Below are 12464 nucleotides of genomic sequence, written 5' to 3'. Positions count from 1 at the left end.
AAAAGCATTCACGAGGAGAATATTCTATGTCTGATGCAACAGTCGAAAAATGGGGCGTGTTCGAGGCCTCCTTTGATGGACCCTCCGGCGGAAATCCCTATCTCGACGTGGCATTCGATGCCGTGTTCACCCACAAGAGCCGCGAAGTTCGCGTGCCGGGCTTCTATGACGGCAACGGGACCTACCGTATCCGCTTCATGCCGGACATCGAAGGCGAGTGGTCGTTTCTGACCCATTCCACGACTGCTGCACTCAACGGCAAGACCGGCGCATTGACCGCGACCGAGCCTTCGGCCGGCAATCACGGCCCGGTGCGCGTGCGCAACAAATTCCACTTCGCCTATGCCGACGGCACCCCGTTCCTGTCCTTCGGAACGACCTGCTACGCTTGGACGCACCAGCCGCTCGACATGCAGAAGCAGACCCTCGAAACCCTCAAGAAAGCCCGCTTCAACAAGATGCGGATGGGCGTGTTTCCGAAGGACTATCCCTATAACGTCAACGAGCCGCTGCACGCCTGCTTCCAACGCGGAGCGGACGGAAAGGAAGACTTCGATCGTCCGAACCCCGCCTCGTTCCAGCACTTCGAAAAGCAGGTCGCAGCGCTCTGCCAGCTGGGGATCGAAGCCGATATCATCATCTTCCACCCCTATGACCGGTGGGGCTATGCCGACATGTCGGCCGAACAGGATTTTCGCTATGTCGAATATCTGGCCGCTCGTCTCGCCGCCTACCGGAACGTCTGGTGGTCGCTTGCCAATGAATATGATTTCCTCATCGATACAAAGCCGATGGAGCAGTGGGATCGCTACTTCCACATCCTGGAAGAGAACGACCCCTACCAGCACCTGCGCTCCATCCATAATGGCGACGTGACGGCGAATTTCGATCACCGCAAGCCATGGGTGACCCACACCTGCATTCAGAACCCTGACGTCAAGCGGACCCAGGAATGGCGCGATGCCTACGGCAAGCCTGTCGTCAACGACGAGCCGGAATATGAGGGCGACATCCTGCAATCATGGGGCAATCTCAATGCGCAGGAGCTCGTGCATCGCTTCTGGATCACGATGGCGCGCGGCGGCTATGCCGGCCACGGCGAAACCTATTCCCACCCCGAGGACCTGATCTGGTGGGCCAAGGGCGGGGAACTGCGCGGCGAAGCGTGGAAGCGCATCGCCTTCCTCCGCGACCTCCTGGAAGCCGATGTCAAGCACGGCCTCGAGCCACTGGGCATCATCGGTGAATGGCCTTGGTCCCGCGTGTCGGGCGCCCGCGACGGCGATGGCGATTTCCGCTTGATCTATTTTGGCGAGCATCAGCCGGTGATCTGGTCCACGGGCCTGCCGGTCGACGGCGACGACTATGATGTCGATCTCATTGACACCTGGGAGATGACGATCACGCCGGCGGAGAAGGTGGCGGCTCCCGTTCCGCATCCGACGCGCCATGGCTCGGTCGTGCGCGGCGGCAAGCCGGACGCGGCCTTCGGCGTGAAAATTCCGCGCAAGCCGTACCAGGCGCTGCGCGTGCGCAGGAAGCGCTAGAAGATGACAAGGGGTACGAAATGTCTGGCTTGAGCATCAGAAACGTCAAGAAATCCTTCGGCCCGGTCGACATCATTCATGGTGTCGACGTCGAGATCGCCGACGGTGAGTTTACCATTCTCGTCGGCCCCTCCGGCTGCGGCAAGTCGACATTGCTGCGCATGATTGCCGGGCTCGAGGATATCACCGCCGGTCAAATCAGCATTGACGGCCGGGTCGTGAACAATCTGCAGCCGAAGGATCGCGATATCGCGATGGTCTTCCAGAACTATGCATTATACCCGCAGATGACGGTTTCCCAGAACATGGGATTTGCGCTCGAGCTCGCCGGGGCCAAGCGGCCGGAAATCGAACAGAAGGTCGGTGAGGCTGCAGCAATTCTCGGATTGCAGCCGCTTCTCGATCGAAAGCCGGCGCAGCTGTCGGGCGGACAGCGACAGCGCGTCGCCATGGGCCGGGCCATCGTTCGCGATCCGAAAGTCTTTCTCTTCGACGAGCCGCTCTCCAATCTGGATGCGAAACTGCGCGTGAAGATGAGAGCGGAAATCAAGGCGATGCACCAGCGCCTGAAGACCACGATCGTTTACGTCACTCATGACCAGATCGAGGCCATGACCATGGCTGACAAGATCGTCGTGCTCCACGGCGGTCGCGTCGAACAGATCGGCAGCCCACTCGAGCTCTACGACCGACCGCGCAATATCTTTGTCGCCGGCTTCCTCGGCTCCCCCGCAATGAACTTTCTCGAGGGAACTCTTGAGGGCGCAGGCAACCCGGTATTGTCGCTGCCGGGTGGGTCACGCGTAGCGCTTTCGCGGGCTCCAGCCAATGCCGCCAACAGACCGTTGACGTTGGGTATTCGTCCCGAAGACATCACCTTCGGTGGCGAAAACGGTGTGGATGCCGTGGTCAAGGTGGTCGAACCCACCGGATCGGAAACCCATGTCGCCGTGGAACTCGAAGGCAAGGAACTGACATGGGTCGTTCGCGAACGTGTCGAGCTGGTGCCGGAACAGCCGGTGAAGCTTTCTTTCGAAACGGCCAAGGTTCACTTTTTCGACCGGCAGACGCAGCAGCGTTTGAGCGCCTGAAGATGAAGGGCCCGGAGCAAGTCCGTCGAACACGAAACCGGAATTTGACGGCATCGGGCGTGCTTGATGATTCCTCGTCTTCGCAGCGAATTGGCGACTTGCAATCTCTGATCTCGCCGATAGGCTGTTCGTCCAAGACGAGGTAACCAAGACATGCACATTCGAAGAGCCGTCTCCGCCGACGCGGAGGAGCTGAGCAGTCTTTTGAACGAAATCATCCTTGCCGGCGGAACGACCGCGCTCGAGACGCCACTTTCGGCTGCCGAGTTCGCGGACTGGTTCATCGACGGCGAGTTTCCTCTGACCTGCCATGTTGCAGAGCACGATCAGTCACTTGTCGGCTTCCAATCCCTGAGCTTATACGGCGAGCCGCCGAAAGGCGTCGCCGACATCGCGACCTTTGCCCGCTTGACCCCAAGAACCCCAGGCGTCGGCAGCGCTCTCTTCCCCGCAACCCGAGCCGCAGCGCGAGAGCTCGGGCTCGAATTCATCAATGCGACCATTCGGGCCGACAATGTCAGCGGCCTTGGCTATTACGCGAAGATGGGCTTCGAGACCTATGACCGGCTGGTCCAGGTTCCGCTTCAGGACGGGACGCCCGTCGACAGGATCAAGAAGCGTTTCAGAGTGGACGCCAGATACCACACGATACCCGGCTCCTGAAACGTGTTCGATGGCGGTGTCGGAGTGCTTGGCATCTAAGGGACTGGACCGGTTCAGCCTTGCCCAGCGTCGCCTATTTGTGAGGGGGCGGATACTGCCTCTCTGCAGGCTAGGGCTTTGATGTGCGCAGCCAGCGGGGTACTAACCTTATGAAGTGACAACGTATTTTTCACCAATGGAAGATATTTGGCCTTTAACTTCCGTCACAAGTTCTCTGCTCTATGAATCAAGCATTTGGGGTAGAGATGGATTTGGGGCCGCAAGGACGTCTAAAAGGAACATTTAAAAGCCACGTCCGGAGATTTGCCGATGCCGACTGCGATGTTCACGACCGACGAACTGACGGTGATCCGCCGCGCTTACGCCCATCAGGTGGTGGCACCCGCCGCAACGACGAACCCGCGGATCGAAGCTGCCTTTGCCACCGTCCCGCGCGAAAAATTCCTCGGAGCGCCGCCATGGCAGATCGCCAACCTGGGCGGGGGATATCGCCCCCTCCCCTCCTCCGACTTGGTTCTGGCCTATCAGGACGTGTTATTCGCCCTGCAGCCCGACAAGGGTGTCAACAATGGCAGTCCCTCGCTGCATGCCCGACTTCTGGCAGAACTGGATGTACAAATCGGCGATCGCATCGCCCATATCGGTGCCGGCACCGGTTATTACAGCGCTATTCTTTCGGAGCTTGTCGGCGCTTCCGGTCACGTCTATGCCGTCGAGATGGATCCCGATCTGGCTGCCCACGCTCAAGCAGCGCTTGCTGATCGGGCCAATGTCAGCGTTATTAACGCCGACGGCAGTCAATGGGCCGCAGCAAGAGATGGATGCGATCTATGTAAATTTCGCCGTCGCGCGGCCCGCGGAATCCTGGATCGAAAGGCTTCGGCCTGGAGGGCGCCTCGTGCTGCCACTCGGCGTACCGCGCCAGGACCGACCGCCGAAAGGCGGCCGTCACGCATCCCATGGTGCTGCACTTCGTATTGAGCGCGGCGAGTGTGGATTTGCGGCGCGTTGGATCGGCACAGCCTATTTCGTCTGCGCCAATGGTGGATTGACAATCGACGGCAACGAGATCGAGGCGCTGACCGCCGCCTTCATGCGCGGCGGCATCGAGTTCGTCAAAAGCCTCCTCTGGAAGACAGAGTCGCGGATAGGGCGCTGCTGGCATCGGCGACCAATGGGCGCTTTGCTATGACGTCTGAAACATCCGCGCCGGTTCCGCGAAAGTCGGCCGCCTCATCTCAGCGAACAATATAGCGCGCCGCGGCACCGAAGTGCTCGACGTCCTCGACGCAATCCTCCTATCGACCGGCGCGATCAGTTCGCCGCATTTGTGACCGACGATGACGTCGCCACACTCAAACATCCGCAGCGCGGCATGGGGGAAACACGCCCAGGGCGCCGACATCAGATCTAGCTATCTCAAAGCTTAGTGCAGGCTCACCGCCGGCGCGCCCTCGCCTGTCCGGCACCGAAAAGCCTGCTGTTGAAATTTGCTGCCCATCATCATTGAAGTTGGACAAGCCCGCCGAGGATCCGAGCGGCGGCCATGCCGGCTGTGGTGGAGGCAGGATTACGCACCAATGGTTTATCGACATCAGTGAGCCGCATGAGCCGGACAGGCCGCGCCGTCGGGTGACCTGCTGGTCGATCCGAACTTGCCGGCGGGATCCCACTCCGGCCTTCGACGTCCCCTCCTGGACGGCTGCACTCAGACTGGCGGTGAAGACCTGCAAGCGACGACCCTCGATCGGCGACGTTTTCGGCTCGCGGCTCCTCTACTGGCGGCAGCACGACAGCAGCGACACAGCGTGGCGACGCACGCAATTGATCGCCGCCGCCGGCGTCCCAAATTGCCGACACACCTCGCTTGAGGACCAGAGCGATAAGAATGGAGGACTAGGAGACGTTCCCTGCCCGGCGGCGACAGTGGGTCGCCGAGACGACAAAAGCCCGGCGCGGGAGAGATGCGCCGGGCTTCGATAGTGACCGACAGCCTGGGAGGAGAAGTGCTGTCCGTCGGACCGAAGCGGCTAGGAGGGGAAAGCGCTTCGGTCCGTCACGAGGTAATGCCGCAATGCGGCAAATTCAAGCCTGGTCGTTGCCGCGGATGTCGCAGACGAAGAGTCAGATACGCAGCCTTCGTTCGCACGCGACCGGTGTCAGGCCTAGGGTTGTCCGCGGACAACTTGCCGAACAGCGATTCCAGCGGAGGGATCTCTCCAGCTTTTAGCGAATCGATCCGCCCACCACAAAGCGATTGATGAGGGTAGGGGGTCGCACCGCTGATGCGCCGAGAGCCGGACGCGCGAATGAAGATTGCCTCAATGATCGACAACGATCCGCCCCGGATCTTCCATGCCCAACCCTTCGCCCGAGGGCGCGGCTTCGCTCATCTCCACCTGATTGATGGCCGAATTGACTGAATGCCGAACAAGGCGATCACCAAGCTGGCCGCTCTGCCGCCGACCACCAACGACGGCGACAACATCCGGCCATCCGCCCCTCCACATGCAGACGCTGCCGCCGGCTTCCAGCCATTCGCTGCATCATTCGAGACCTCGGCATTTGGTATGCAAAGTTCGCGAAGGAGGACCAATCGGTCGGACGGCCCGATCGACCCGAGCAGATAGGATGTTGGGTTCGCCGTCACGCGCTACTCTCCCCAGCTTCATCTGAAAGCGCTCGCGGGAAGACCACGAAGGCCGGGCTGGCCGCCTCCGCCTGACTAACTGAATTAAACGCGTCAACGAAGTCACCCGATCTGAGCTAGCCGCCGAAGCGCTACCGCTGGCCAGGCAGTCTTCCGTCGAGCAACGGACGACCCCGATTGCGCCTGGTCCAGGAGACGGGAGATCGGCGAGGATGACGGCGTCGCGGCCGTCCCGCCATACATTGCTGCCCATCCCTTTCGATGAGCGAAGGCGCACAACCCCACAGCTTCTTCGAATGCATTCTGCTCCCCGGGGTTCAGGTTAGGCATGCCGACCTGTCGACAGACCCGATGAGGCACTTCGGAACCCTTGGAGCCGACATCCATGTCTGTTTGGCAAGGGGCCTGCTCTACGATACCAGGCAGAGCCATCGAGGCGGCAGCAATACCGCAAGTCCATGACATCCATCAGCGAGCGATATCCGGGTCTTTTCGCGGCGCGCGAACCAATTCCTGCGGAGGTCGGTTCATGTGCAAACGACTTGACTGCTACCGCGTTGATCATCCGGTTGTCCGCGGACAACGGCACGATCAGGCAACATTCGGCGCGCAGCTGCGGTTTGCGGATTCGCCTGGGAAAGGCCGTAGGGTCAGTTGCCATCCTTCACTGAGCGCGGCTTCTGTGGCGATAGCCGGCCGACAGAACGCTGCAGCGCATTTGGTTCTTCATGCGATCGAGCTGAAGGGGTGCGCGGCGGGGGAGGGGCTGCTTTCGACCCTACAGGGTCCGCGGCTCATAGCTTAGGCTTTCGGGCGCCGCTGGTATCGACCGTCCGGCAGCGCACGTGACACACCAGCGGCTGTCGTCGATTTTGCTTGCGGCAGCAAACCGAGCGTACGTGGGAACGCCAGCTTCACGCTCGGTTTGCTCTGGGATAGCTGACCGCGGCGCCAGGGCCGCGACGTCATGTCAGATGGGGCAGCGCCCGTGATCGATGCACGCTATTTGATGACGCGCATTTCCTCGCTCTCTGGAGATGTGGAAGAGCTTATTAATCCCGGCCGTTATGCCAGGAGATGATCCTGCTCCTATCAACAATGAGCCAGAGATGCCCAGCATGAATGGCCAGAGCAGCGCCTCCAGTGATGGTCGGGGAGGGCCGCCTATGGCAAATAGCGTTAGGCTGCGAGCTAGCCGACATCTGGAGCAGCGCGCATCCTGTCGCCGCCTGCTTGCCGCGCAGCTGCTTTCGCGTGGCGACCTGGTCGATCGCGACGCGCCTTCTGCCGATTGCCAGAACGCCATCAAGCAACCACAGAGGCCAGCGAGTTCGCGTCCGCGGGCAGGCAGTGTCTCGGTCTCGGCGACGCTTGGTCATGAGGCGTGCCGGGCGAATGCAATTGGCTCGCCAGGTCGGACCTCGGCATTTGCCGATTGATAACGTAAACGGCTATTGCAGGCCATTGTCGCCGGCGCTATTGTTTTGTCAGGCCTGTTGCGTAGCGCGTCGCCTCCAGGAGCCCGTCGGCGACAAGCGCCGGGCATCAGATGGCAGCGGTGGAATTTCAGATCCAAGCGGCGCTTCGGAATAATGGCTACCCACCGATCTACCGTCTCGCGGCGCCAAAAACTGGCAGATTTTGTCGAACAGCAGCAAGGCAGTAAGGGAACTAAAGCCCGCGTTTGCTTCCGCAGAGGGTGATATGTGTGGGAATATCAATGGATTATCATTTCTGAAACTACTCCATTGGCCTTGCTTACGGGATACTGAGCGCAGTGGCGGCGCGGCTCAATTGTTTCAATCCCTGCTTCCTCACCCGATTAGGAAAACGGACGATCTCGGTCCTGCATTAAATGTCCGCAGCAGAGCAACGGCCTGCATCCTTTAGCGGCACGCCGCGTTATCTCCGCACTAGATCGGAGACCATCCACATGCGCGATGTGCTTCAACGTAAGAGATTCTCCGCCGCCGCTGCAATGATGGCCGCAGCGGTCGGCGCGCTTGTTTACATGCAGGCAATCGAGCGCAGGTCGGCCGCCCCGTCTGCGGAACCTGGCCACGCAGTTGACGATCATGGCCGCAGCGCCAGCACGCCCGAGGCGATCCCTTTCAGCGGCCTTCGCGACGTATTCTGGCGCGTTTTCCATGAAATTCTAGATGACAGGGTCACTCTCATCGCGGCGGGCGTGACCTTCTATCTCTTGCTGGCGATATTTCCTGCCCTCGCGGCCCTGGTCTCTCTCTATGGGCTGGTTGCCGATCCCGCTACCATATCCGAACACCTTCGCGAACTAGCCGTCCTCATGCCACCTGGCGCATTCGATCTTCTTGCCGATCAGATCAAGGCGCTCGTCGAACGGCGCGACAGCACACTCGGCATCGCCTTTTTCGTAGGCCTCGCGATCGCGCTATGGAGCACGCATAATGGAACGCTGGCGATATTCGACGCCATGAACGTGGCCTATGAGGAAAAGGAGAAACGAAGCCTCGTGCGACTGAATCTGACGGGTCTCTGCTTCACCCTATGTTCAATGGCTTTTGCGGTCGTCATGGTGGCCCTCGTTGGCGTGATGCCAGTCGTGCTCTCCTATCTTTGGCTCGATCAATTCAAGGAGCACATGGCTCTTCTTCTTAGGTGGCCGCTGCTTCTGCTCGTGGTTGCGGTGGCCGTTACACTGGTCTACCGCTTTGGCCCAAGCCGGGAGCCTGCAAAAGCCCGGTGGATGACGTGGGGCGCGGCTTCGACTACGGTCGGCTGGGCCATCATGTCGATCGGCTTCTCCTTCTATCTGGATCATTTCGCCAACTACAACGCGACATACGGCACGCTTGGAGCGCTGATCGGCTTTCTCATCTGGATCTGGCTTTCCGTCGTCATTCTCATCGTCGGAGGAGAACTCAACGCCGAACTGGAGCATCAGACCGCGAAGGACACGACGACGGGAACGCCGCTGCCAATGGGAGCGCGAGGCGCCTATGTCGCGGATACTTTGGGCGAGACCAGGAGCTGACCGCGAAGATTGCTCCTCTCCTACAGTTTTGATGTATTCTGACATTCGCCAGTCCGACACAGGAGATGATGATGACCGCCCCGCATCCTTCCAAAACCCATATCGGCAATCATGCCCTGCATCCCGAAACACAGATGCTGAACTACGGCTACGATCCCGAACTCTCGGAAGGAGCGGTCAAGCCACCGGTGTTCCTCACCTCCACCTTCGTGTTCGCGACGGCCGAGGATGGCCGCGACTTCTTCGATTATGTGTCGGGGCGTCGCGAGCCTCCCGAGGGGAAAGGGGCCGGCCTCGTCTATTCGCGCTTCAACCATCCAAACAGCGAGATCGTCGAAGACAGGCTCGCCGTCTACGAACGGACGGAAAGCGGCGTGCTGTTTTCATCCGGCATGGCGGCGATCGCCACCACTTTGCTCGCCTTCGTCCGGCCCGGCGATGCGATCCTGCATTCGCAGCCGCTCTACGGGGGAACGGAAACATTGCTGGCGAAGACCTTCCTGAACCTCGGCGCCGCCGCCGTCGGGTTTGCCGACGGCGTCAGCGAAGGAACGGTGCAAAAGGCGGCAGAAGAGGCGATGGCCAAGGGCCGCGTCTCCGTCATCCTGGTCGAGACGCCGGCCAATCCGACCAACAGTCTGGTCGATGTCGCGATGATCCGGCGTGAGGCCGACATGATTGGTGCAAGACAGGGCCATATGCCGATCGTCGTCTGCGACAACACCCTGCTCGGACCGGTCTTCCAGCGGCCGATCGAGCACGGCGCCGATATCTCGCTTTATTCGCTGACGAAATATGTCGGCGGTCATTCCGACCTGATCGCCGGCGCCGTTCTTGGTCGCAAGGCGGTGATCAAGCAGATCAAGGCCCTGCGCGGCGCGATCGGCACCCAACTCGATCCGCATTCCTGCTGGATGCTCGGCCGTTCGCTGGAAACGCTGCAGCTGCGCATGGAACGGGCAAACAGCAATGCGTGGGCCGTCGCAGATTTTCTGCGTGATCACCCGAAGGTCGAAAAGGTTCACTACCTGTCCTACCACGATCCGGAATCGCCGGCCGGCCGGACCTTCATCGCCCAATGCACCGGCGCCGGTTCGACCTTCTCTTTCGACATCCGCGGTGGTCAGCCAGCCTCGTTCAAATTCCTGAACGCGCTGCAGATCTTCAAGCTCGCGGTCAGCCTCGGCGGCACAGAATCGCTTGCGAGCCACCCGGCCACCATGACGCATTCCGGCGTGCCCGCCGATGTCCGCCAGCGCATCGGCGTTCTGGAATCGACGATCCGCCTTTCGATCGGTATCGAGCATCCGGGCGATCTGATCGCCGACCTGGAACTGGCGCTGCAAGCGGCCTGACGCCAATCGCAGGGCGTTATTGATATCAATGCCCGACGGCGCCGGGCATTGATGCGTTCATGACGTCATTTGTCGTCGGTCGTCAGTTCCGTCTCGTCGGTATTCAGCACGAAGACCGCAAGCAGGCGCGCCGGCTTTGTCTTGCTGGCGTTTTTGCTGACGCTGTGATGATCGCCGGGAAATTCGGGAAAGCTTTCGCCGGCCTTGTAAACCTTCTCTGGCCCGTCATTCACCTTGCTGGTGATCGCACCTTCGAGAACGGTGGCATAGATGAAGGCCGAAGCCGGGTGCGTATGGCCGGGCGAGGAACCGCCCGGCGCATATTCGACGAGCACCCCCCGCATGCTCTTGCCGGGAACATTCGGAAGCTTCTGGTCGAAAACGACGCTTACCTTCGCGTCGCCGCCTGCGGCGTGAGCCTGAGTGCCGGCGGCAAGGACAATGGCGAGCGCCGCCGCCGAGATCATTTTTCTGAGCATGTCTGGTCTCCTGCGTTGATGGGAATGGGTCGGGCGCCCGGTATCAGGCGCTCTTTTTCTGGGGCGGCTGCCGGCTCAGCCAATCGTCGAAGCGGATCTTGCCGAGCCGCGCCTTAGCGCCGGTCACGAGCGAATTATCCTCGAGCTCCACGCCGAAGTAGCGGGCGTGCGGATCCGCCATCACCTGCCGCGGATCGTTCGTCGCCTTGAAGAGACGCGTCACGATTTCGGTGAGGCGGACTTTCTCCGGCCCGCCGATCTCGATCGTGCCCTTCACAGGCGTCCCGAGCGCCAGCTCGGCCATAACGTCGGCGACTTCGTCCGAGGCGATCGGCTGCACGTAGGCCGGCGACAGATGCACGGTCTGGCCGACGGTGCCCGACTGGGCGATGCCAGCCATGAATTCATGGAACTGGGTGGAGTGCACGATGGTGTAGGGTATGCCGGAGCTCTTGATCAGCGCTTCCTGGGCCATCTTGGCGCGCATGTAGCCGCTGCCCTGCAGCCGCTCCATGCCGACGATCGAGAGCGCGATGTGATGCTTGACCCCGGCGGCAGCCCCTGCCTTGAGCAAATTGCGGCCCGACGTCTGGAAGAATTCCAGGACGGCCTTGTCCTCGAACGAGGGCGAGTTTGCGAGATCGAGAACCACCTGTGCCCCGGTGAGCGCTTCCGCCAGGCCTTTGCCGGTGATCGTGTCCACACCCGAGTTCGGCGAAGCCGCCAATACCTCGTGCCCCTTTTTGCGCAATCTTTCCACGGTCTTTGAGCCGATGAGGCCAGTGCCGCCGATAACGACGATTTTCATGGGTAGTCTCCTTGTCCTTTACGAGGATATCCTCTGGTGACTTGCCGTTGTTGACTTGAAAGCGAGCAGGCAACTGCTCGGCATGCCCCCGCCTCCTCGATGAGCGAAGCGACTTCATCGGGACCGTCGCTGGTGCGACCGGTGTAAACCGATGGGCAGGAGGATGCGCCGGATCGCGGCCCCAAACTATTCTTCCTCGGTCGCTATCGGCCTATGCGAACGTAGTAGGCCAGCTGGCTCTGCGGTCGGGGCATTCGGCCGAAATGGCGGAACTCACATCGACGGGCATTGGCCAGATGTACCGTCGGGGCAGATGGCCGACCAGGAAGGCAAGGCGTATCCACTGGTCTGCAAGCCGGTGACTTCGGCCATCAATCCTCTCACGATGGAGATAAGAATGATCAAGCGCCTGAACTTCATGGCCCATAAGAACAGCGGCATCGACAGTCTCGTTGCCGTTGAAGGCTGGATTGCTGAAAGCTTCGATCCGAAGCTGCTCGAACTCGTCAAAGTGCGGGTTTCCCAGATGAACCGATGCGCTCACTGCCTGCACATGCACCGCCAGGACGCTCTGAAGCTCGGCGAAACGGATGACAGGCTGCTGCTTCTGAACGCGTGGCGGGAGTCGCAGCTCTTCACCACCCGGGAGCGGGCCGCACTCGCCTGGGCCGAGGCTCTCACCGAGATCGCGAAAAGCCATGCGCCGGATGATGTCTATGAAGAAGCGCACGCCAACTTCTCGGATGACGAGTTGGTGGCCCTTTCGATCGGTGTTGCGATGATCAACGCCTGGAACAGGCTGGCGATCGGCTTTCGGCTTCAGCATCCGGCCGATCACGAACGCGCCGCCGCCTGACG

The 12464-nt window shown here is 60.7% G+C and carries 8 protein-coding genes and 1 pseudogene; 7 read left to right on the top strand and 2 right to left on the bottom strand.

All coding sequences use genetic code 11. The annotated features are described in order from the left end of the window. Positions 1 to 26 precede the first annotated feature (26 nt). From HFO99_RS02995 to HFO99_RS02970, 6 genes and pseudogenes are all read left to right on the top strand, one after another. Positions 27 to 1547: a DUF5060 domain-containing protein gene (locus HFO99_RS02995; protein WP_222359145.1), complete on the top strand. Its 1521-nt coding sequence runs from the start codon at positions 27 to 29 to the stop codon at positions 1545 to 1547. 20 nt (positions 1548 to 1567) lie between these two features. Next, positions 1568 to 2638: an ABC transporter ATP-binding protein gene (locus tag HFO99_RS02990; RefSeq protein WP_222359143.1), complete on the top strand. Its 1071-nt coding sequence runs from the start codon at positions 1568 to 1570 to the stop codon at positions 2636 to 2638. A gap of 153 nt (positions 2639 to 2791) precedes the next feature. After that, positions 2792 to 3301 (top strand): GNAT family N-acetyltransferase, encoded by a 510-nt coding sequence (locus HFO99_RS02985; protein WP_222359141.1) that lies wholly within the window; start codon positions 2792 to 2794, stop codon positions 3299 to 3301. Positions 3302 to 3610: 309 nt separating this feature from the next. Further along, positions 3611 to 4500: pseudogene (locus HFO99_RS02980) on the top strand (protein-L-isoaspartate O-methyltransferase family protein). A 3384-nt stretch (positions 4501 to 7884) separates the two neighbouring features. After that, entirely contained in the window at positions 7885 to 8964 is a 1080-nt protein-coding gene (locus tag HFO99_RS02975; protein WP_222359139.1) for a YihY/virulence factor BrkB family protein, read from the top strand. A 71-nt stretch (positions 8965 to 9035) separates the two neighbouring features. Beyond that, positions 9036 to 10319, top strand: a complete 1284-nt coding sequence (locus HFO99_RS02970; RefSeq protein ID WP_222359138.1) for a cystathionine gamma-synthase family protein — start codon at positions 9036 to 9038, stop codon at positions 10317 to 10319. 65 nt (positions 10320 to 10384) lie between these two features. Here HFO99_RS02970 and HFO99_RS02965 read toward each other — a convergent pair whose 3' ends face one another. Then, a complete protein-coding gene (locus tag HFO99_RS02965) occupies positions 10385 to 10798 on the bottom strand; it encodes a cupin domain-containing protein (RefSeq protein ID WP_017967765.1) in 414 nt (137 codons plus the stop codon). A 43-nt stretch (positions 10799 to 10841) separates the two neighbouring features. Next, complete coding sequence (locus tag HFO99_RS02960) at positions 10842 to 11606, bottom strand: SDR family oxidoreductase (RefSeq protein WP_222359136.1); 765 nt, start codon at positions 11604 to 11606, stop codon at positions 10842 to 10844. A 397-nt stretch (positions 11607 to 12003) separates the two neighbouring features. Between HFO99_RS02960 and HFO99_RS02955 the strand changes: the two genes are divergently transcribed. Further along, positions 12004 to 12462 carry a carboxymuconolactone decarboxylase family protein gene (locus HFO99_RS02955; RefSeq protein ID WP_222359134.1) on the top strand — a complete coding sequence of 153 codons (459 nt, stop codon included), beginning with the start codon at positions 12004 to 12006 and terminating at the stop codon, positions 12460 to 12462. Positions 12463 to 12464: the final 2 nt, after the last annotated feature.

Source organism: Rhizobium leguminosarum, from assembly GCF_019798305.1.
Classification (GTDB): domain Bacteria; phylum Pseudomonadota; class Alphaproteobacteria; order Rhizobiales; family Rhizobiaceae; genus Rhizobium; species Rhizobium leguminosarum_U.
Note: the sequence above shows the minus strand (reverse complement) of the source record. Positions and strands in the feature narration are given on the sequence as shown.